Here is a 21,443-nt window from a genome sequence, read left to right on the forward strand (position 1 = left end):
AGATCAAATCCTCGTTACAGTGAGGTCACCCGCGTGGCACCGCCGTGCGAAAAGGTAGGTTCGCCCGACGTCGTCGGGCCGATGAGAGGACGACGGATGCCGGGCAATCTCTCCGTGACCGAACTGGACGCCGCGATCACCGCGGGCGAGATCGACACCGTCATCGTCGCCGTGCCCGATGCGCAGGGCCGCCTCGTCGGCAAGCGCGTGTCGGCACGGATGTGGCGGGACGTCGTGCTGCCCGAGGGTGCCGAGGCCTGCAACTACCTGCTGTCGGTGGACGTCGACCTGAACACGGTCGACGGCTACGCCATGTCGAGCTGGGAGACCGGGTACGGCGACATGGTGCTCGCGCCCGACCTCGACACGCTCCGCCGCATTCCCTGGCAGCCGGGCACCGCCCTCGTGATGAGCGACCTGCGCGCCGCGGACGGGCGGGATGTCGCCCCCTCGCCGCGCAGCATCCTGAATCGTCAACGCGCACGCCTGGCGGAGCGCGACCTCGTCGCGTTCGCGGCCACGGAGCTCGAATTCATCGTCTTCGACGACACCTTCCGCGAAGCCTGGCGGAAGGGCTACCGGGATCTCGCCACCTCGACCGACTACAACGTCGACTACAACCTGCTCGCCACGACCCGCATGGAGCCGCTGCTGCGCGATATCCGCAACGGGATGGACGGCGCGGGGATGTACTGCGAGGGCGTGAAGGGCGAGTGCAACTTCGGCCAGCAGGAGATCGGATTCCGCTACAGCGAGGCGCTCGATACCGCCGACGACCACACGATCTACAAGAACGGGGCGAAGGAGATCGCCGACGCGCACGGGAAGTCGTTGACCTTCATGGCCAAGTTCAACGAGCGCGAGGGCAACAGCTGCCACATCCACCTGTCGGTGCGCTCGAGCGACGGCGAACCGGTCATGTCGGGCGACGGCGAGCACGGCTTCAGCCCCCTCATGGAGAACTGGATCGCGGGCGTGCTCGCCACGCTCCGGGAGTTCACCCTGCTGTACGCGCCCACGATCAACTCCTACAAGCGCTACGCGAAGGGCTCGTTCGCTCCCACCGGGGTCGCGTGGGGCATCGACAACCGCACGTGCGCCCTGCGCGTGGTCGGCCACGGTCAGGGCCTCCGCGTCGAGAACCGCGTGCCCGGCGGTGATGTGAACCCATACCTGGCGATCTCCGCGATCATCGCCGGCGGGCTGTACGGGATCGAGAACGAACTCGCCCTGCCCGACCCGATGACGGGCAACGCCTACACCTCCGGCGTCGACACCCTGCCGACCACGCTCCGCGAGGCCGCCGCGCTGTTCTCCGAGTCGACGATCGCCCGTGCCGCCTTCGGCGACGACGTGGTCGAGCATTATCTGAACCAGGCGCGCATCGAGGTGGAAGCCTTCGACGCGGCCGTAACCGACTGGGAGCGCGTGCGTGGCTTCGAACGACTCTGACCGCGTGCCCGTCGTGGGCCTGAGTACGTACCTCGAGCGGGCGAAGCAGGGCGTGTGGGACGTGCGGGCGGCGTTCCTTCCGCAGCAGTACTTCGACGCGGTGACCGCCTCGGGCGGGGCGGCGGTCCTCCTTCCGCCGCAGCCCAACCCGGAACCCTCCGCCGAAACAGTGCTCGACGGTCTCGATGGGCTGATCCTCACGGGCGGTCTCGACGTGCAACCCGAGCTCTACGGCGCCGAGCGGCATCCGCTCACCGACCCCGCGCGCGCAGACCGCGATGCCTGGGAACTGGCGCTCCTGCGCGGCGCACGTCGACGCGGCATCCCCGTCTTCGGGATCTGCCGTGGCCTGCAGCTCATCAACGTGGCCTTCGGGGGCAGCCTGCACCAGCACCTGCCCGACGACCTCGGCACCGAGCGCTACCGGATCGGCGGCGGCGTGTTCGCCGACAACACGGTGATCGTCGAGGACGGCACCCGGCTGGCCGGGCTCGTCGGCGCCGGCGAGTACGGCGTGCACAGCTATCACCACCAGGGCGTCGACCGCGTCGGCGAGGGACTCACCGTGACGGCGCGCACGGACGACGGCCTCGTGCAGGCATTCGAGCTGCCCGGCGACGAATACCTCGTGGCCGTGCAGTGGCACCCGGAAGAGAACTCGGCCGACCGGCGCCTGTTCCTCGGCCTCGTGGCAGCCGCATCCGCCCACCGTGCGGCGCGCGATGCCGCATCCGCCGCCGGGGCGACGACATCTGTACCGCGAGGAGTGGACGCATGAGCACCATCACCCTGATCGACCCGTCGACCGGGCGGGCATTCCAGGAGCTGCCCCGCGCGAGCGTCGAGGAGGCGGATGCGGCGATCGCTCTGGCCGTCACCGCGCAGCGTGCGTGGGCGGCGCTCGCCCCCGGCGCACGGGCCGACGCGCTGCGCGCCTTCGCCCGGGTCGTCGAGGAGCACGTCGAGGAGCTCGCACAGCTCGAGGTCCGCAACTCCGGCCACCCGATCGGGTCGGCGCGCTGGGAAGCGGGCCACGTCGCGCAGGTGCTGAACTACTACGCGGGTGCGCCGGAGCGGCTGCTCGGGGCGCAGATCCCCGTGCCCGGCGGCATCGACCTCACGTTCCACGAGCCGTACGGTGTCGTCGGCATCATCGTGCCGTGGAACTTCCCCATGACGATCGCGTCGTGGGGCTTCGCGCCGGCGCTCGCCGCCGGAAACGCGGTCGTGCTGAAACCCGCCGAGCTCACCCCGCTCACCGCGCTGCGCCTCGGCGAACTCGCCCTCGAGGCGGGCCTTCCCGAGGGGCTCTTCCAGGTCACCGCCGGATCCGGTTCAGTCGTCGGCCAGCGGTTCGTGACGCATCCGGACGTCCGCAAGGTCGTCTTCACCGGATCGACCGAGGTCGGCGTCGACGTCGCGGCCGGATGCGCCGGGATGCTGAAACCGGTCACGCTCGAACTCGGCGGCAAGAGCGCCAACATCGTGTTCGCGGATGCGGACCTCGAAAAGGCCGCCGCGGCGACCCCGGGCTCGGTCTTCGACAACGCCGGACAGGACTGCTGCGCGCGCAGCCGCATCCTGGTGCAGCGCTCGGTGTACGACCGGTTCCTGGAACTGCTCGAGCCGGCCGTCGCCGCGTGGCGGGTGGGCGACCCCTCCCGCGACGACGTCGACATGGGCCCGCTCATCTCCGCGCGCCACCGGGACGGCGTCGCATCGTTCCTCGACGAAGCCGACATCGCCTTCCGCGGCAGCGCGCCTGAGGGCGAGGGTTTCTGGTTCGCCCCGGCCGTCGTGCTCGCCGACCCCGCCGACCGGGTCGCCCGCGACGAGATCTTCGGCCCGATCGTGGCGGTGCTGCCGTTCGACGACGAAGCCGACGGCATCCGTCTCGCGAACGACACGATCTACGGCCTCGCCGGATCGATCTGGACCGAGAACCTCGGCCGCGCCGTGCGGGTCTCGCGCGCCGTGAAGAGCGGCGTGCTCTCGGTCAACTCGCACTCGTCGGTGCGGTACTGGACGCCCTTCGGCGGCATGAAGGCCTCCGGCCTCGGCCGCGAACTCGGCCCCGACGCCGCTGAGCACTTCACCGAGACGAAGAACGTGTTCTTCGCCACCGACGCGTGAGGCCCGTCCGCATCCGGGATCAGCACCCGGACCACCTGTGCGCGCGGGACGCACCGGAGATGTCATCGAAAGGAAACACCACATGGATCTGACGCAGCGACTGAAGGATCGTGTCGCGATCATCACGGGCGGGGCCAGCGGCATCGGCTTCGCCACGGCGCGCCGATTCGCCGCCGAAGGTGCCCACGTCGTGATCGCCGACCTCGACCCGGTGTCGGGTGCGCGGGCGGCCGAAGCGGTCGGCGGCACCTCCCGCACCGTCAACGTCGCCGACGAGGAATCCGTGGACGCGCTGTTCGACGGGATCGCGGCGGAGTTCGGGCGGATCGACATCGCGTTCAACAACGCCGGGATCTCCCCGGCCGACGACGACTCGATCGAGACGACCGGGCTGCCCGCGTGGGAACGCGTGCAGGACGTCAACCTCAAGAGCGTCTACCTCTGCTCCCGGGCGGCCCTGCGGTACATGGTTCCGGCCGGCAGCGGATCGATCATCAACACGGCGTCCTTCGTCGCGCTGCTCGGGTCGGCGACCTCGCAGATCTCGTACACCGCCTCGAAGGGCGGCGTGCTCGCGATGACCCGCGAGCTCGGCGTGCAGTTCGCGCGCCAGGGCATCCGGGTCAACGCCCTCTGCCCTGGACCGGTGAACACACCCCTGCTGCAGGAGCTGTTCGCCAAAGACCCGGAGCGTGCCCAGCGCCGACTCGTGCACGTGCCGATGGGGCGCTTCGCCGAGCCCGACGAACTCGCCGCCGCGGTCGCGTTCCTCGCCTCCGATGACGCATCGTTCATCACCGCGACTGCATTCGTGGTCGACGGTGGCATCACGAACGCCTACGTCACCCCGCTCTGATGCCGGGCCGCGCGTCGGGGCCGTGGGGACGGAGTCCGGCGCGCGGGTCGGGGTGTTGTGCGGCGCGGGCGGGCGTTTGTGTGGCGCGCGCGGGCGGTTTCGTCGCGTGGGGTGTGCTCACCGGCGGCGTTGTCGCCGCGCGGGATGTGCGGGCGGGCGGCGTTGTGCACATGAGAGGCTCGAACCGATGAGCGACGAGCAGGGGCTGGACCGGGTACGCCGCGCGGTGTACCGCCCCGTCGGGCGCGCGAACGCGCTCGAGAACACCGTCTCGCGCATCGTGCAGACCATCCGGATCGGGGTTGTCGCGCCCGGCGAGGCGCTCCCGCCCGAGCGCTCGCTCGCGGAGCTGTACGGAGTGAGCCGCGACACCGTGCGCGAAGCGATCCGGGAGCTGGCCGACACCGGCTGGCTCGTGCCGCGGCGCGGACGCTACGGCGGCACGTTCGTGGCCGACCCGCCGCCCCGGCCCGAGACGCCCGCATCCGTCGATCCGACCGAACTCGACGACACCCTCGGGATGCGGCAGCTGCTCGAGCCGGGTGCGGCCCGGGCGGCTGCGCTCCGCACGATGACGGCGGACGAGCGCGACGCCCTCTGGCAGCGGCACACCGCCGCATCCGACGCCTCGCTCGATCAGTACCGCCGGTTGGACTCGCTGCTGCACCTGGCGATCGCCGAGGCGGCCGGGATCCCCTCGCTCGTCCCCCTCGTGGCGGACTCGCGGGCGCGGGTGAACACGTGGCTCGACGCGTTCCCGCTGCTGCCGCGCGCGATCGAGCACTCGCAGGAACAGCACGAGCGGATCGTCAGCGCGATCCTGGCGGGGCGGGCGGATGAGGCCGACGCCGCGATGCGTGACCACTTGGCCGCATCCGAAGCGCTGATGCGCGGCTTCCTGTCCTGACTGCTGGCGGGCTCTCCTCACCGCTCACGTGTCGCGATCGGTCGCCCCGCGGCGCCGATTGCGACACGTGAGCGGGTGGGGTGCGCGTTCACGTGTCGTGATGTGCGGGCGGATGCGGCGGGTTGCGACACGTGAGCCCGGGGCTCGGCGCGACTCGGAGAAGGCGGTGCGCGTTCACGTGTCGTGATGTGCTGGCGGATGCGGCGGGTTGCGACACGTGAGTGGGAAGGCGGGTGCGGCCCGGGGAAGGCGGTGCGCGCTTACGTGTCGTGATGTGCGGGTGGGTGCGGCGGGTTGCGACACGTGAGCCCGGGGATCGGCGCGAGTCGGAGAAGGCGGTGCGCGTTCACGTCTCGTGATGTGCGGGTGGGTGCGGCGGATTGCGACACGTGAGCGGGGGCTCGGGTGCGGCCCGGAGGGGGCGGGGCTCGGGCGCGAGCCGGATGGGTGGCGGATACGCTGAAGGGATGGCGAAGAAGGGCAAGAAGCGCGGGGCCCCCGAGGTCGAGTTCCGGAACACGGCGCTCGTCGACGCACTGCAGACACAGGACATGGCCGCGATCGCGTTCGCGCTCCGGCACGGGCCGACGGTCGTTCCCCTCATGCGCGCGGCTCTGCGCGACAACCCGCTCGACCAGGGCGAGGTGTGGACGTACCGCGACCCCGAGACCGGCCAGGTCGCGCTCCTGCTCTTCAGCGACGCCGCCCACAAGCCGGAGACGCTGCCACCCGCCGTCGGACTGCAGTCGCCCGAGTGGCTGCACGCCTTCCTGACGGCGTACCGCGAGGAAATCACCACGGTCTTCCTCGACATCGCCGGCCCGCATCCGGTGCAGGCGAGTCCCGCGGATCTGCTCGCGGCACTCGACGCCTGACCCGCCGGCCCGAAGCGAACTGCCTAGGGCGCTCCCGCGGGGGAAGAACGGCGTCGGGTGAGCCGAGTGGGCGGACTAGCGTCGGCCGACCGTCCGGCGCCCGACCCGACCGACCGTCCGGCGCCCGACCGGCCGACCGGACCGACCGGACCGACCGGACCGACCGGACCGTCCGCCCGGCGCCCGCCCGACTACGTCGCGAATCAGCGCACCCAGCATCCGGATGCTGCGCCTGCCCGCCGCGTCAGAAGCCGGGAAGCTCCGCGATCTCCGTGTCGTAGCGGCGTGCGGCGGCCGCCGCCGCGGATTCGCCGTACGGATCGTCGTCGGCGTCCGGCCGCTGTCGCGCGGGGCGCCCCTCGCTGCGTGCGCCGGCATCCGACCGCCGTGGCCCGGTGCGACCCGAACCCGCACGCTCGTCGGCGGCTGCGGCGGCCCGCGGCTCGAGTCCGAGACGCTCGAGGGCCGAAGTGAGGTTCTTCACTCCCGCGTCGATCAGGCCGCTGTAGCCGAGGCGGCCGGCCTCGGTGCGGCGCTGCGAGAGCTGCGCGACGGGTCGGATCTCGCCGGTGAGGCTGAGTTCGCCGACGGCGGCGACCTCGTGCCGGATCGCGCGGTCCGTCGCGGCGCTCGCGATCGCCAAAGCGATGGCGAGGTCGGCCGCGGGCTCGGTGAGCTTCATGCCGCCGACGGTCGAGACGTAGACATCGCGATCGGTGACGCGAAGGCCGGCTCGACGCTCGAGGACGGCGAGGATCATCGCGACGCGGGACGACTCGACGCCGTTCACGACGCGACGCGGATTCGGAGCCGAGGACGGGATGACGAGCGCCTGGATCTCGACCGGAAGAGCGCGACGGCCCTCGACGGCGACGGTGACGCAGGTGCCGCTGACCGGGTCGCCCTTGCTGAGGAAGAGTCCGGACGGGTCGGGGACCTCGCTGATGCCGTCGCCGGTCATCTCGAAACAGCCGACCTCGTCGGTCGGGCCGAAGCGGTTCTTCAGCGCGCGCACGAAGCGGAGCGAGGTCTGCCGGTCGCCCTCGAAATGGCAGACGACGTCGACGAGATGCTCGAGCAGACGCGGGCCCGCGATCGAGCCGTCTTTCGTGACGTGCCCGACGATCATGACCGGCAGATCGCGCTCCTTCGCGATGCGGATGAGCGTCGCGGCGACCTCGCGCACCTGGCTCGGGTGCCCCGCGAGTCCTTCGCTGAGCGACGATGACACGGTCTGCACGGAGTCGACGATGAGCAGCGACGGCTTCACCTCGTCGATGTGCCCGATCACCGTCGCGAGGTCGGTCTCGCTCGCGAGGTACAGCTCGTCGTGCATCGCCCCGGTGCGCTCGGCGCGCAGACGCACCTGCGCGGTCGACTCCTCGGCGCTGACGTAGAGCACGCGGTAGCCGTCGCGGGCCGCGCGCGCGGCGACCTCGAGCAGCAGGGTCGACTTGCCGACCCCGGGTTCGCCCGAGAGGAGGATCGCGGCGCCCGGAACAATGCCGCCCCCGAGCACGCGGTCGAACTCGGACACGCCGCTCGGGCGGCGCGGGGACTCCGCGGTCGTGAACTGCGTGATCGGTCGGGCGGCCCGCTCGGCGGTCGGCGCGACAGCGGAGAAGTTCCGCAGCACGCCGGTCTGCTGCGCGGCCTCGACGACCGTGCCCCACTGCTGGCATTCGGCGCACCGCCCGACCCACTTCGCGGTCGTCCAGCCGCACTCGGTGCAGCGGAACGGAGAAGGAGCGGGACGACGGGTGGCCATGGAATCAGGCTAGACGCCGCATCCGACACCCGATCCCGGATGCGGTCGCCTCCGGTGCGCCGCATCCGTCCCGCTCCGCGCTCACGACATCGCTCGACGCGCTACTTTGCTGCATACGCGCCACAGATCTGAGGCGCGGATGCAGGAAAGTAGCGCGCGTCGAGAGCGAACCCGAAGCCCACGCGTGAGCTCCAGCGCGAGCGCGAACCCCACCCGCCGCCGAGCGCGAACCCCACCCGCCGCCGAGCGCGAACCCCGCCCGCCTCGAGCGCGAACCCCACCCGCCGCCGAGCGCGAACCCCGCCCCGGCGCGGGGGTCAGGCGCCGAGCGCGAACCCCGCCGAGGCGCGGGGGTCAGGCGCCGAGGGCCCAGCCGCCGACGACCTCGGAGCTGAAGGGCACCGAGTAGGCCATGAGGGCGCCGGCCTGGGCGTCGCGGAAGATCCGCTGGATCGGCGACGTCAGCAGGTACCCGCCGCCGCCCCCCACCCGCACCGCCAGCGCGGCCGCCTTCTTCGCGACCTCGTTCGCCAGCATCTTCGTCTCGGTCGCGGCGGGCATCGCCTCGACAGAACGCTGGTCGGCGAGCCACGCGGTGCGCTCGGCGAGGAGCGACGCCGCGGTGACCTCGACCCACGCCATCCCGGTCTCCTGCTTCACCCACGAGGCGTCGGCTAGGCTCGCGCCGCCGCGGGAACGGGTGGCCGTCGTGGTCAGCGCGTCGAGCGCGGACTCCGCGATACCGATCGAGAGGAACGCGAATCCGACGGTGATCAGGTTCGCATCACCGGATGCGGGCGGCCCGGTCAGTCGGGAACGCAGCAGCGGGGTGCGCTCGAAGAGGATCGTGCGGCTGCGGGTCGCCCGCATGCCCATCGTCTCCTCGATCGGGGGGAACGAGATCGTGTCGTCGATGCTCACCCCGAAGAACGCGGGAGCGCCGTCGATGCGGGCGTTCAAGAACAGGTGGTCGGCGGCTTCGGATCCCGAGACGAAGAGCTTCCGACCCGTCAGGGTCCAGCCGTCGCCATCCGCGTCCGCATCCTGCTGGGAGGCGAGGAAGTGGTTGCCGCCGGCGGGCTCCGACAGGGCGTTGGAGAACCGCTTGCCCGCGCGCAGTTCGTCGGCGAAGAACGCAGCGGCGGCCTCGGGGGAGGTCGTCACGAGAGCGTGCGCGGCACCGATGTGCATGAGCCAGACGGTCGCGACCGCCGGGTGCGCGGCCGCGAGCGTGCGCACCACGGTTCCGAGCGTCGCGTACGAGAGCCCCTCGCCGCCGTGCGCCCGCGGGAGGAACGCGTTGTCGAGCCCGGTGGCGCCCAGCGCCCGGAGGTGATCGATTGGGAGTCGGGCGGCCGCATCGTCGGCGGCGACCGTCTCACGGAAGCCGGTCGCCAGCTCTCGAACGGTGTCGACCCAGTGCTGTTCGGATGCGGGAACGGAGACGGGCGAGGGACGGGTCAGCATGTCGAGGCTTTCTGGTCGGTGGGATCGGGGTCGGTCACGCGAATCGCAGCCGGCCGGCCTGACGGCGCAGCTGCGCACGCGAGGTCAGGACGAGAACGACGAGCGTCACGAGGTAGGGGAGGGTGGCGTACAGCTCGCTCGGCAGGTCGATGCCGGTCGACTGCGACAGGAGCGAGAAGCTCTGGAGGAACCCGAACAGGATGGCTCCGAGAGCGATGCCGACGGGCGTCATGCGGCCCATGATGACGATGGCCAGCACGATGTAGCCGCGCCCCGCCGTCATGCCGGGGGTGAACGAGCCGATCACGCCGAGCGAGATCGTCGCCCCCGCGAGTCCGGCGAGGGCACCGCCGATCAGGAGCGCCCGGGCGCCGACGGCGCGGGGGCGCACTCCGCGGAGCGCGGCGGATGCGGGGTCCGCCCCGACGGCACGGATCTGCAGGCCGAAGCGGGTGAAACGCGAGATCGCCCAGGCCGCGACGATCAGCAGCACGGCGGCGTAGACGAGCGGGCTCTGGCCGAAGATCATCTGCCCCACGAGCGGGATGTCAGTCAGCGGACCGAGGTCGATCCGGGCGATCGTCGGGACGCTGATGTTCGTCTGACCCGACGGGATCCACAGCTGGTACAGGTAGGTGGACAACCCGAGGCCGAGCATCGTGATCGCCAGGCCCACGACGATCTCGTTCGCGCGGAACGTGTAGACGAGCAGGTTCATCAGCAGCGCGAGGAGCGTGCCCGTGATCGCGGCGGCCAGGAGGCCCGCGGAGGGTCCGAACATGCTCGCGGCGAAGACTCCGGTGAACGCGCCGAGGATCATCATGCCCTCGATGCCGAGGTTCAACCGGCCCGCGCGTTCGACGAACCCTTCGCCGATTCCGGCGATCGCGAGCGGCGCCGCGAGAGCGAGCGCGCCGGCGAGAATCGAGGCCCACAGCTCGATGCTCATCGGGTGGCCCCTTCGGTCGTGCCGGATGCCGGACCCGGGCTCGGGCTCGGGTCGGCGCCGGGGCTCGAATCAGCGCTCGGGTCGGATGCCGCACCCGCGAACGCATCCGCATCCGGAGCCGCACCCGCATCCGCATCGTCATCCGGAGCCACGTCGTCCCCGCCCGAGGGCCTGCCCGTCGACGCGCGACCGGAGGCGAGCAGCCCGGGCCGGGAGGCGGCGATGACGGCGACGCCGAGCAGCAGCACGCCCTTGATGACGTCGGCGATGGATGCGGGGATCGTGCCGGTCGCGGACTGCATGCCGATCGCGCCGACCGTGAGCGCCGAGAAGAAGACGGCCGCCACGGCGATTCCCGCGGGCAGCAGGCCGCCGAGGAGCGCCACCGCGAGCCCGGAGAATCCGACACCGCCGGAGACCGAGCCGAGCAGTCGCTCGTTGACTCCGGCGATCTGCATCCATCCGACGATTCCGGCCCCGGCGCCCGACACGAGCATCGTGCCGTACAGGGTGCGGCTGCGGGTCGTGCCGAGCCGGCGGGCGAGGGCGGGGCGTGCGGCGAACACCGCGACGCGGGTGGCCTGCGGCGACCTCCGCCACCATTCGAAGACGATCACGGCGACGATCACCAGCAGGATGCCGACGTGCGCCCGGGTTCCGGGAATCAGATCGGGGAGTGCGGATGCCTCGGGGAGCTTCTCGCTCTGCGGCGTCGCGGTGGTGTCGGGGCTCGCGAGCCAGGTGCGGAGCGTCCAGCCGAGGAAGCCCGTCGCGACATAGTTGAGGAGCAGCGTGGAGAGGATGACGTTCACCCGCCAGCGCGCCGCGAGCCACGCGGGCAGCAGCGCGAACAGCGCCCCGCCGGCCGCGCCGGCCAGCATGCCGACCACCCAGTAGAGGGGCGCCGGGGCGGCGTCACCGGTGAGGGAGCGGACGCCGAGGATCGCGCCCGTCGCCGTGATCGCGCCGATCGTGATCTGGCCCTCCGCGCCGACGGAGAAGACCCCCGCGCGCAGGGCGGGGATCATGGTGATCGCGACCAGGGCGATCGGCGTCGCGCCCACGAGCAGCTCACCGATCCGGTACGGCGAGCTCGATACGCCCTCGACGAGCCCGCGCAGCCCCACGAGCGGGTCGGCGCCGGCGAGAACGATGAGGGCGGTCGCGACGATCAGGATGACCGCGATCACGGCCCCGGTCAGCACGGTGCCCCTCAGCGAAGTGCCCGTCAGAGAAGCGCTCGAGCGAGCGCCGGCGCGTGCGCGGATCGGCCTCATGAGTGCGACCCGTGGTCGTGGGGGATTCCGCACGCGTCGACCGGGCCGGGCAGCAGCACGTCGACGAACTGCTGGGTCGCCGCGTCGATCAGGCCGCGCTCGGTGAGCCCGAGGTCGGGAACGACGTAGAGACCCACGAACGACAGGATGATGTACGGCGAGGGGATGCGGCATCCGAGCGCGTGGGTGGCCGCGTGTCCGGCGGCCAGAGCCGCGGCGGTCTCTTCGAAGGGGGCGTCGCTCATCATGCCGCCGATCGGCAGCGGCACACGGGCGACGACCTCGCCGTCGGCGACCGTGACGAAACCGCCGTCCATGCGTCCGAGTTCTTCGACGGCGAGCCGCATCGATGCGTCGTCGGCACCGACAACGGAGATGTTCATGTTCGGGCAGTTCATCGTGATCGCGATCGCGCCGCGGCGCAGACCGAAGCCCTTCACAAAGCCGATGCCCGAAATGGCGTCCCCCTGATGGCGGTCGACGACGGCGATCTTCAACACGTCCTGCGTGGGATCCGAGACGACCTCGCCGCCCCGCACCCGCAGCGTCGCGGTGAACGCGCGCTTGAAGTAGCCGTTGTACATCTCCATCGCGCGGACGGATGCGGTGTCGGCATCCGCATCCGTGGGAACCGAGAAGAGGTCGCCGGGCAGCTCGTTGGGCAACCGCACGGTGCCGCGCGTCCACGCGGGCAGTTCGTCAGTGTTCGCGAAGAGCGCCGCGCCGTCCTGCGCGACCACCTCGCCTGCCACGATGACCGTCCGCGGGCGGACGTCGGCGAGGTCGGGGATGATCTGCAGGTCGGCGAGACGCGAGGGAGCGAGGAGCCCCAGCACCTGGTCGAGGCGGTAGTACTGGGCGGGCTGGGTCGTCGCCATCCGGTACGCGAGCTGCGGGTCGACGCCGAAGCGGATCGCCTGGCGCACGTGGTGGTCGATGTGCCCCTCGGTGTGCAGGTCGTGCACGTGCTTGTCGTCGGCGCAGAAGCTCAGGTGACGCAGCGCCGGGTCGATGGCGTCGAGATCGGCGAACAGCGGCACGGTGTTGTCGGTGAGCGACGAACCCATGACGGTGATCATCGCGCCCAGACGGGTGCGCTCGAGCACCTCGTCGACCGTGGCGGCGTTGTGATCGTCGCTGATGCCCGCGGCGAGATAGCCCCAGAGCGATTCGTGGGTCTGCGCGGCGGTGTGACCGGTGAGCCGGCGCCCGGCGACGAGCGCCTCGCGGAAGCGGCCGGTCGAGACGTCGCCGTAGTCGAACGGGTTGCTCTCGCCGAGCGTGATCGTCACGTCGTCGTGCAGACGGCCGCGGACGACCTCCTCGGAGATGACGGCGCCGCCGAGCTCGAGGTCGGCGGAGGTCGGGGTCGTCGGCGACACCTGCTGGAAGACGTGCAGGGGAGTGCCGGTCTGCAGCAGCAGGTCCATCCCCGCGGCGCCCCAGACGTTCGCGGCGCCGTTCGGGTCGGTGAGGACCGTGGTCGTGCCGCGTGCGACCGAGAGCCGGGCGAGCTCGCCCGGCGTGAGGTTCGTGTACTCGATGTGCAGGTGCGCATCGATGAACCCGGGGACGACGTGCGCGCCGCGGGCGTCGATCTCGGTAGTGGCCCCGGTCACGTGCCCCCACGGCGTGAGGGTGGCGATGTGGCGACCGGCGATCAGCACGTCGCGCTCGAGCCACTCCTCGGTGCCGGGGGACTGCACGAGTCCGCCGCGGACGATGACGTCAGGGGCCGTGTGGCCCGCGGCGACGGCGCGGAGCCGCACGAGCTCGTCGGTCGTGGGCAACAGGTCTGTCAGTTCGGTCATGAGGCATCCTGGGGGTCAGCGTGCGCAGCGGCGGCGCCTCGGTGCGCCGGGTCCGTCGGGGAAGTGTCGGGAGTAGTGCCGTCGAGCCCGGCCATCGCCGCGCCGACGCGCGCGGTGGTCGCTTCGGCGGCCGGAAGATCGGCGACGATCCGCCCGGAGAAGAGCACGACGATCCGGTCGGCCAGTCCGCGGATCTCGTCCAGATCGTGGGAGGCGACGAGCACGGCGGCACCCGCCTCGGCGGCCGCGATCAGGCGCCCGCGGATCGCCTGCGCCGCGCGCAGATCGAGACCCTGGGTGGGCCCGTACGCGAGCACGGCGCGGGGGGCGCCATCCGGGCGTCCGGGCCAGGCGCGCCCGAGTTCCCGGGCGACGAGGAGCTTCTGCTGGTTGCCGCCCGAGAGCGTCCCCGCGGCGAGTTCGGGCGAAGCGGGCCGCACGTCGAAGTCCGCGAGGTGACGAGCGGCGGCCTCCCGCGCGGGGGCCCGCCGGCGGCGCTCGCCGCGGGCGGAGTCGTAGAGCGAGAGGGTCGCCCCGAGTGGCACGGTCGGCACGATCGCGTCCCCGCGCTGCTCGGGGATCCACGCGACCCCGCCGCGAAGAAGATCGACGGCGTCCGGGTCGGTGCGCCCGTCGAACTCCACGGTGCCGGATGCGGGCGCCCGCAGGCCCGCGAGAACGTCCATGAGCGTGTTCTGACCGCTGCCGGCGACACCGGCGACACCGACGACCTCGCCCGAGCGGACGGTCAGGGAGAGATCGACGATCGCCGCATCCGTCTCCGAGGTCGCCGACACCCCGTGCGCGGACAGGACGGCGTCGCCGGGAGTGCGCGGGGCGCGGGGGGCGGGCTCGGGCAGGTCGCCGACCATCAGCCGGGCGACCTCGACGGCCGACAGGCCGCGCGCGGGTCCGTGGTGCACGAGACGGCCGTGCGAGAGCACCGTCACGTCGTCCGCGACGGCGCGGACCTCTTCGAGGCGGTGCGTGATGAGCACGACGGCGGTGCCGAGGTCGCAGAGGGCGCGCAGGTGGGCGAACAGTCCGCCGACCTCGACCGGTCCGAGGCTCGCCGTCGGCTCGTCGAGGATCAGCGTCGTGGCGCCCTCGGCCAAGGCGACGACGATCTCGCCGAGTTGCCGGTGCGCCTGGCTGAGCAGCGCGGTCGGCACATCGAGGTCGACCTCGACCCCGGCGCGGACGAGGGTGTCGGCGAGCAGTGCCCGGGCGGTACGGCGGCGGGCGATCCGCCCCGAGCCGACGAGCAGCAGGTTCTCCACGAGCGTGAGCTCGCCGACCAGGCTGAGCTGCTGGGGCACCATGTTGACGCCGCGGGCCTTGCCGTCGGCGCGGTCGCGGGGGGCGTAGGGCGATCCGTCCTGGGTCATGCGGCCCGCATCCGACGTTTCGATGCCGGCGAGGATCTTGGCGAGCGTGGACTTTCCGGCACCGTTCTCGCCCACGAGGGCGTGCACGGTGCCCGGGCGCACGACGAAATCGACGTCGTCGAGCGCCCGGACGGAGCCGAAGGTCTTGGCGACCGACCGGGCGACGAGCGCCCGGTCGGTCGCGGAGGGAGAAACGGTCATCAGGAAATGGTGACACTTCCGTCGGCGAGGCCGGCGATCAGCTCTTCCACCTTCGAGGCGATGTCGGCGGGGATCGTGCCGTCGACGTCGTTGATGTCCTGGTAGACGATGCCGCCGTTTTCGAGCGTCGAGGTGACGCCCTTGCCGCCGAAGGTGTCGTCGCGAGCCTCTTCGACCCACGCCTTCACGATGGGGTACATGTCGAGATCGACCGTGGAGACGTTGGTTGCGAGTGCTTCCTCGCCCGCGGCCGGCGAGACGCCGAGCGAGAGAACGCCGGCTTCGGATGCGGCCGCACCGACGCCCGCGGCGATGCCGTCACCCGTGGTGTACACGAGCTTCGCGCCCTGGTCGATCAGTCCGGTGGTCGCCGACGCGGCGGCTTCGGCGTCATCGAAGCTTCCGGCGTAGACGACGGGGAGCAGGCTCGCTTCGGGGTTCGCCGCGGCGACGCCCTGCTGGAAGAACCGGTCGGTCGCGGTGACGAAGTCGAGCTCCATGCTCTCGACGCGGCCGATGGGGCTCGCCCCGGTGAGGCCCGCGATGTAGCCGGAGAGGTAGCCGACCTGCGAGGAGTCGTAGGTCCAGGTCTCGACGTTGTCGGTGTAGCGGTCGAGGATGTCGAGGCCTCCGGATGCGGTGAAGTCGACGTCGGGGTAGTCGCCGGCGACGGAGAAGATCGCGTCGCCGAGCTCGATTCCGTGGCCGATGATCATGTCGAAGCCCTGGCTCGCGAAGTCGGCGACGACAGGCTCGCTCGTGGCCGGGTCGGCCATCTGCTCGCGGAGCTCGTACGTGATGAGCCCCTCGTCCTGCAGGCGGGCGAGGGCATCGGCGAGGGCCTGGTTGAAGGCGCCGTCGTTCGCGTTGCCCGGCGTGAGAGCGCCGACGCGGATGACGTCGTCGCCGGCGGACGATGCCGATTCGGAGGGAGAGGCGGCGCTCGAGCAGCCGGCGAGGGCCAGGACGGCCGTGGCCGCGGCGGCCAGGGCGAGGAGGGGTCGGGTACGCATGTGCGGGTCCTTTCGGGCAGGAGGTGCGGGGTAGGGAGGTGCGGGTAGTGCGACTGCGGGTGGTGCGAGTGCGGGTAGTGACGTGCGGGTCGTGCGGTCAGGGAAGCGTGCGGACGGTGGCGCCGGGAGCGAGGGTCGCGCCGACGAAGGCCGCGCTGTCGGGCGACCAGTGCGCGAGCACGGCTCCGGTGGCGCGGTCGAAACAGGGATCCAGGCGCACCTGGGCGGGGGCCGCATCCGGATGCAGCGCCGCGTCGTCGACGCAGACCACCGCGCGATCGTGCACCGTGCGCGCGGTGCCCGTCTCGGGCAGGCGACCGGCGCGCTCGAGGCCCACGAGCGCCGCCGTGGCGAGGAACCCGCGCAGCTCGGTGTCGCCGGCGCACAGCGCGGGGGACTTGACGCAGCCGGTGTTCCAGACGACGGTGCCGTCGCCGTCCACCGTGACCGCGCTGTCTTGGGTACCGAGCGCGGCGTCGCCCTGGGCGCGCACGTCGATGCGCACCGAGAACACGTCGCCCGTGCGGGTCAGGTCGATGTGCTCGGTGTACAGCGGCTCTGACTTCTGCCCCTGCACGGCGTAGGCATCGGGCCACTCGGCGACGAGCGGCGCGAGGGGCACCTGGTCGGTCGCGGCGAGCGCCGCACCGGTGGCGACCGTCGCCACCGCGACCGCCCCTGCGCCGCAGGCGGCGAGGGCGATCACGAGGCGACGGCGGCGGTTCATGCGGGCACGACCTCCGCGAGGGTCGACAGCTCGGCGTGCAGACCGGCCTTCGTGTCGGCGTCGGCGAACGAGGCGTCGATCGACCGTGCCGCGAAGCCGACCAGGTCGGCGTAGTCGAAGCCGAACTGCTCGGCCGCGACCGCCCAGTCCGATTCCAGCGTCGTGCCGAGGGGTGCCGGGTCGTCGGTGTTGAGGGTGACCGTGACGCCCGCGTCGAGCAGCGCCGGGAGGGGGTGCTCGGCCCAGGACGGGAAGATCCCGAGCGTGATGTTCGACCTCGGGCAGACGCCGAGGCTGATTCCGTCGGTCACGAGCCGCTCGATCAGCGCCGGGTCTTCGATCGAGCGCACGCCGTGGTCGATCCGCTCGGCCCGCAGCAGGTCGATGGCGTCCCAGACGCCTTCGGGGCCGCTCGATTCTCCGGCGTGCACGGTGCGGTGCAGGCCGGCGCCGGCCGCCGTCGCGAACGCGCGCCGGAACTTCTCGCCGGTGCGGCCGGAGACCTTCTCGTCGCCGTCGACGGACAGGGCGATCACGCGTCGCGGGCGGGCGGAGACGAGCGCGTCCACGGCGTCTTCGGCGCTCGCCGCCGACTGTGCGCGAAGCAGCGAGTAGGCCACGCCCACGCGGCAGAGGCCGTCCTGGTCGGCTTCATCGAACCCGGCCGCGAGCGCATCGAGCAGGGCGAGCTCGCGCCCGCGCCACGCGTTCCAGTGGGTCGGGTTCACGATGACGTCGCTGTACCGGATGCCCGAGGCGCTCTGACGGACGGCGAAGGCGTACGCGACGCGCGCCGCCTGGTCGGCGGTGCGGACGAGCCCGCACTGCCAGTCGAGGAACCGGAGGAACCCGCTGAGCCCGGCAGATCCGGCGCCGGCGCCACCCCCGGTGGTCACCTCGGGGGCGCGGAAGGTGTCGTGCGTGGAGATGTCGAAGAGGGTCGCCGCGGGGCCGGGCAGGGCGACGCCGTTCTCCTTGGCGAGGGTGAGCATGTCGAGAAGCGAGAACGTGCCCTCGAGGTGCACGTGTACTTCGGCTTTCGGCAGCGCGCGGATCGTCTGTTCGTCGATCCGCGGTGCGGGGTGGTGCAGCATGGGGCCCTTTCGGCGGCGGAGATGAGTGCAGGAGCACGCTATCCGCATCCGACGACTTGTTGACAAGTAGGTGAAATGTCGTTCGCTGGTTGTAACACCGGCGTAACCGGATCCTCAGATTGTCGGGGGCAGCGGGCCTAGAGTGGAAATCGCTTCGTAGCACTTGTTCACAAGGAGGATGCCGTGGCCCAGGAGTTGTCGGAGACCGATCTCGGTTTCCTGCGCGAGAGCATCGCGGTGGCCGAGCGCGCCCGCGACGCGGGAACGCATCCGTTCGGATCCATCGTCGTGAGCGCGGCCGGCGAGATAGTCGCGTCGTTCGGCAATAACTCGCTCCCGCCCGAGGGTGACCCGACGCAGCACGCCGAACTCCAGGCGGTCGCCGCGGCGTTCCGCGTGATGGGGGCCGAGGGGATGGCGGGGTCCACTCTCTTCACGAGCGCCGAGCCGTGCGCGATGTGCGCGGGTGCCGCCTACTGGACGGGCATCGACCGGGTCGTCTACGCGCTCTCCGAGCACCGTCTTCTCGAGCTGACCGGCGACCACCCCGAGAACCCGACGTTCTCGCTGCCGTGCCGGGAGGTCTTCGCCCGCGGTCAGCGGAAGATCGAGGTCGTCGGGCCGCTGCTGGAAGACGAAGCGGCCCGCGCCCACATCGGCTTCTGGGGCTGAGCACCCCACGCGGCCTCGCTCAGGCAGCGCCCCACGCCGCGTGACCGGCCTCGCTCAGGCGCCGCCCCAGGGCGGACGCACGGTGCGCACCAGCGAGTAGGCCACGATGTCGGGGTCGTGGTACTCCATGCTGTGCATGAGACGCCGTCCGCTCGCGCCGATCCCGACGATCTCGAACGTCATGACGGCCGTGCCGGCCGGGCGTTCGAACAGTTCGGCGAGCTCCGGCGGCAGCGTCGTCACACCGGGAGTCGACACCTCCCAGATGACGGGCTCGCCCCACGCCCGTGCGGCGGCGGTGAACACCGACTCGGTCGGCGCCGGCGGCTCCACCCGATCCGGCAGCGGCAGCAGGTCATCGGCGATCATCGCGACCGCGCCGTCGGCGCGCCAGCGTTTGCGGATCGCGAAAGCGGGCATGTCGGCGGCGAGTTCCATGACCGCGCCCGCGTCGGCGCCGAGCACGGTGAGGGTCGACGACAGCGTCTCGACCTCGGCCTGATACCCGAGCCGGTCCAGGAGCTCGGCGTGCTCGAACTGCTCCTCGAGGCGCACGCTCAGTCGCAGCGCGATCGGATCGACCGTCGTCACCGACCCCTGCCGGCGCCGCACGATGCCCTGCGCCTCGAGGGTCGTCATGGCGTTCCGCAACTGCTGGCGGGTGCACTCGAGGCGCGCGGTCAGCTCGAACTCGCCCGGGAGGGGCGTGCGGCTCTCGGCCGCTTCGCGGACGTACCGCAGCAGGCCGTGCAGCACCCGGAGGTGCGGACCGTCACCGTTCGGGCGGGGGAGCGGGAGGTATGTCACGGGCGAACCTTCCGAGGTGCGGGCACGAGTGCAACCATCATGGCCTAGCGTGCCGAGTCGGACGGCGCGGCGGATGCGGTTGCCGCCGCATCCGCGATGTGCAGGATGGGGATGCCGCTCGACCCGGCGTGCACCCGCCGGGTCAGGTGCGGGGTGAGGATTTCGTCCAGCACGACCTCGATGACGTAGTGCGTCTCGCCCTCGAGGAGGTGGCCGGCGATCGCGCGTCCGGCGCGGTCCTTCTCGCCGAGCGCCACGTGGACGTGCACGACTGGCTCGCCGTCCACGCTTCGGGTCACGGTGCCCGAACCGGTGCCCTCCGTGTAGGCGACAGTGACGGCCTCGCGCATCGGAAGCTCGGGGTTTGCGGCCGGCACCTCGGACGCGATGATGCGGGCGGTGCGGAGCGCTCCGCTGAAGGTCGAGATCACCGCCTGTGCCACATCGTGCCGACGGCACGCCTCGGCGAGCGACCCGATGACCTCGTCGCCCGGTTCCAACACGATCAGAATCCGTCTGCCGACGGTCGCCTGTGCGGTCTGCATGGGAATGCTCCGATCTCGGTGGGGAACCAGTTATCGACAAGTGTCTGCAAACTGTAGCGACACTCGGTTTCCGGCAGAGTTCGGGCTCAATGAATCAGCGGGTCGCAGTGTTTCGTTCGCGTAAATATTCGCGTCACGAAGCGCAACTTGTCGATCTGTGGGGCGACTCGGCGGGTATGGTGGCGGACCAGCAGGGCGATCCGAGCCCGGCCCCGCTGCCTCATCCAACCGTTGCTTCAAGGAGTTCCCCGTGCCCGCGAGCGAACAGCACGTCACCGGCCTTCCCGTCTGGGACGGCGACCGCGACCGCGGCACCGCGACGCTCTCGTGGCAGGGCGATCGCATCACGTCGGTGCAGCCGACGGCCGCCGCGCCGTCCGAGTTCAGCATCATCCCGGGCCTCATCGACACCCACGTGCACCTCGACGCCTCGGCGGGCGCGCCGGCCGGCGACTGGATGACCTGGCCACTGATCACCCCCGCCTCGGAGCGTTCGCTGCACGTCGTGGCGCACGCGCGGAACGCCGCCGCCGCCGGGGTCACCACCCTCCGCGACCTGTCGGGCAGCGACGTGCAGTTCTCCGCCGCTCGCGCGCTCGCGGCCGGCCTCATCCCCGGCCCGCGACTGCTCGTGCACGGCGCCGTCGGCATGACGGCGGGGCACGGCGATCTCTTCGTCCCGCCGCACTACCCGCACCGCCCGCCCGTGGCCGACTCGCCCGATGAGTGCCGCAAGCTCGTGCGCCAGTGGGCGCGATCGGGAGCCGACGGCATCAAGATCTTCACGAGCGGCGGGGTGCTCTCGATCGGCGACAAGGTCGGCTGGCGCAACCAGACTCGCCAGGAGATCGCGGCGACCGTCGACGAGGCGCACGCGCTCGGCATGCTCGTGGCTGCCCATACGCACACGGCCGAGGGCGTCGACATCGCCCTCGAGTTCGAGGTCGACTCCATCGAGCACGGCACCGGCATCGAGGAACGGCACTGGGAGACGCTCCTGGAGCGCAACCTTCCGGTGGCCCCGACGCTGCTCATCAACGACGCGATCGCCGACCGTCGCATCGCCGTCAGCGAGGACGCCGCCGAGAAGGCCCGCGCCGTCGTGACCGAACGCGACCACAACTTCGTCGGCGCCGCAGCGGCCGGCATCCGGTTCGTGCTCGGCACCGACGCCAACGGCGTCATGGTGCGATTCGGCGACCAGCTCGAAGAGCTCCGCCTGATGAAGCGCGCGTTCGGGTGGACCTCCGAGCGAGCGCTGCAGGCAGGTACGTCGGATGCGGCGGACGCCATCCGCCTCACCGGCACCGTCGGCCGGCTGCAGCCCGGCCACGGCGCAGACTTCGTCGTCGTGCGCGGTACGCCGTGGCAGAACATCGACGACCTCAGAACCGAGAACATCGTGGCCGTCGTTGCCCGCGGCGAGCTCGTGGCCGGCGCCCTTCCGGCGTAGCGGTCGCATCCCCCTGCAACACAGCCCCACCCCGAATCTGCCTCATCG

Annotated in this window: 19 protein-coding genes; 8 read left to right on the top strand and 11 right to left on the bottom strand. The window is 71.6% G+C overall.

From position 1 onward, the window contains the following. Nucleotides 1-96: 96 nt before the first annotated feature. The 6 genes from LQ938_RS01320 (at nucleotide 97) to LQ938_RS01345 (ending at nucleotide 6,223) form a co-directional block, all read left to right on the top strand. Nucleotides 97-1,452, top strand: a complete 1,356-nt coding sequence (locus LQ938_RS01320; RefSeq protein ID WP_223722266.1) for a glutamine synthetase family protein — start codon at nucleotides 97-99, stop codon at nucleotides 1,450-1,452. Continuing rightward, nucleotides 1,433-2,230, top strand: a complete 798-nt coding sequence (locus LQ938_RS01325; RefSeq protein ID WP_223722267.1) for a gamma-glutamyl-gamma-aminobutyrate hydrolase family protein — start codon at nucleotides 1,433-1,435, stop codon at nucleotides 2,228-2,230. Before LQ938_RS01320 ends, LQ938_RS01325 begins: the two co-directional genes overlap by 20 nt. After that, on the top strand, nucleotides 2,227-3,585 hold the full coding sequence (locus LQ938_RS01330) for an aldehyde dehydrogenase family protein (RefSeq protein ID WP_223722268.1): 1,359 nt from the start codon (nucleotides 2,227-2,229) through the stop codon (nucleotides 3,583-3,585). Before LQ938_RS01325 ends, LQ938_RS01330 begins: the two co-directional genes overlap by 4 nt. A gap of 82 nt (nucleotides 3,586-3,667) precedes the next feature. Continuing rightward, nucleotides 3,668-4,441, top strand: a complete 774-nt coding sequence (locus LQ938_RS01335; protein ID WP_223722269.1) for a 3-oxoacyl-ACP reductase — start codon at nucleotides 3,668-3,670, stop codon at nucleotides 4,439-4,441. 187 nt (nucleotides 4,442-4,628) lie between these two features. Further along, nucleotides 4,629-5,348, top strand: a complete 720-nt coding sequence (locus LQ938_RS01340; protein WP_223722270.1) for a FadR/GntR family transcriptional regulator — start codon at nucleotides 4,629-4,631, stop codon at nucleotides 5,346-5,348. A gap of 467 nt (nucleotides 5,349-5,815) precedes the next feature. Continuing rightward, a complete protein-coding gene (locus tag LQ938_RS01345; RefSeq protein ID WP_223722271.1) occupies nucleotides 5,816-6,223 on the top strand; it encodes a dehydrogenase in 408 nt (135 codons plus the stop codon). Nucleotides 6,224-6,467: 244 nt separating this feature from the next. On the opposite strand, the gene radA is transcribed toward LQ938_RS01345, so the two are convergent. The 9 genes from radA to add all read right to left on the bottom strand — a co-directional run bounded on the left by radA (nucleotide 6,468) and on the right by add (nucleotide 17,918). Next, nucleotides 6,468-7,991: a DNA repair protein RadA gene (gene radA, locus LQ938_RS01350; protein WP_223722272.1), complete on the bottom strand. Its 1,524-nt coding sequence runs from the start codon at nucleotides 7,989-7,991 to the stop codon at nucleotides 6,468-6,470. A 354-nt stretch (nucleotides 7,992-8,345) separates the two neighbouring features. Continuing rightward, nucleotides 8,346-9,458: an acyl-CoA dehydrogenase family protein gene (locus LQ938_RS01355; protein ID WP_223722273.1), complete on the bottom strand. Its 1,113-nt coding sequence runs from the start codon at nucleotides 9,456-9,458 to the stop codon at nucleotides 8,346-8,348. Nucleotides 9,459-9,492: 34 nt separating this feature from the next. Next, nucleotides 9,493-10,407: an ABC transporter permease gene (locus LQ938_RS01360; RefSeq protein ID WP_223722274.1), complete on the bottom strand. Its 915-nt coding sequence runs from the start codon at nucleotides 10,405-10,407 to the stop codon at nucleotides 9,493-9,495. Continuing rightward, a complete protein-coding gene (locus LQ938_RS01365; protein WP_223722275.1) occupies nucleotides 10,404-11,612 on the bottom strand; it encodes an ABC transporter permease in 1,209 nt (402 codons plus the stop codon). Before LQ938_RS01365 ends, LQ938_RS01360 begins: the two co-directional genes overlap by 4 nt. A gap of 68 nt (nucleotides 11,613-11,680) precedes the next feature. Continuing rightward, a complete protein-coding gene (locus LQ938_RS01370) occupies nucleotides 11,681-13,495 on the bottom strand; it encodes an adenine deaminase C-terminal domain-containing protein (RefSeq protein WP_223722276.1) in 1,815 nt (604 codons plus the stop codon). Further along, complete coding sequence (locus tag LQ938_RS01375) at nucleotides 13,492-15,084, bottom strand: ATP-binding cassette domain-containing protein (protein WP_223722277.1); 1,593 nt, start codon at nucleotides 15,082-15,084, stop codon at nucleotides 13,492-13,494. Before LQ938_RS01375 ends, LQ938_RS01370 begins: the two co-directional genes overlap by 4 nt. Further along, nucleotides 15,084-16,097, bottom strand: a complete 1,014-nt coding sequence (locus LQ938_RS01380; protein WP_223722278.1) for a BMP family lipoprotein — start codon at nucleotides 16,095-16,097, stop codon at nucleotides 15,084-15,086. Before LQ938_RS01380 ends, LQ938_RS01375 begins: the two co-directional genes overlap by 1 nt. 97 nt (nucleotides 16,098-16,194) lie before the next feature. Then, nucleotides 16,195-16,824: a hypothetical protein gene (locus LQ938_RS01385; RefSeq protein ID WP_223722279.1), complete on the bottom strand. Its 630-nt coding sequence runs from the start codon at nucleotides 16,822-16,824 to the stop codon at nucleotides 16,195-16,197. Next, the gene (gene add, locus LQ938_RS01390; RefSeq protein WP_223722280.1) at nucleotides 16,821-17,918 is read right to left on the bottom strand and encodes an adenosine deaminase; all 1,098 of its coding nucleotides are present in this window, start codon (nucleotides 17,916-17,918) and stop codon (nucleotides 16,821-16,823) included. Before add ends, LQ938_RS01385 begins: the two co-directional genes overlap by 4 nt. Nucleotides 17,919-18,101: 183 nt before the next feature. Between add and LQ938_RS01395 the strand changes: the two genes are divergently transcribed. Then, nucleotides 18,102-18,590, top strand: coding sequence for a nucleoside deaminase (locus LQ938_RS01395; RefSeq protein WP_223722281.1), 489 nt, complete (start codon nucleotides 18,102-18,104; stop codon nucleotides 18,588-18,590). 54 nt (nucleotides 18,591-18,644) lie between these two features. On the opposite strand, the gene LQ938_RS01400 is transcribed toward LQ938_RS01395, so the two are convergent. Together LQ938_RS01400 and LQ938_RS01405 are read right to left on the bottom strand one after the other, a co-directional pair. Then, on the bottom strand, nucleotides 18,645-19,397 hold the full coding sequence (locus LQ938_RS01400; protein ID WP_223722282.1) for a GntR family transcriptional regulator: 753 nt from the start codon (nucleotides 19,395-19,397) through the stop codon (nucleotides 18,645-18,647). A gap of 44 nt (nucleotides 19,398-19,441) precedes the next feature. Continuing rightward, complete coding sequence (locus LQ938_RS01405; RefSeq protein ID WP_223722283.1) at nucleotides 19,442-19,942, bottom strand: PPC domain-containing DNA-binding protein; 501 nt, start codon at nucleotides 19,940-19,942, stop codon at nucleotides 19,442-19,444. A gap of 250 nt (nucleotides 19,943-20,192) precedes the next feature. On the opposite strand from LQ938_RS01405, the gene LQ938_RS01410 reads away from it, so the two are divergent. Further along, entirely contained in the window at nucleotides 20,193-21,395 is a 1,203-nt protein-coding gene (locus LQ938_RS01410; RefSeq protein WP_223722284.1) for a metal-dependent hydrolase family protein, read from the top strand. The last annotated feature ends 48 nt before the right edge of the window (nucleotides 21,396-21,443 follow it).

Source organism: Microbacterium sp. cx-55 (assembly GCF_021117345.1).
Taxonomy (GTDB): Bacteria; Actinomycetota; Actinomycetes; order Actinomycetales; family Microbacteriaceae; genus Microbacterium.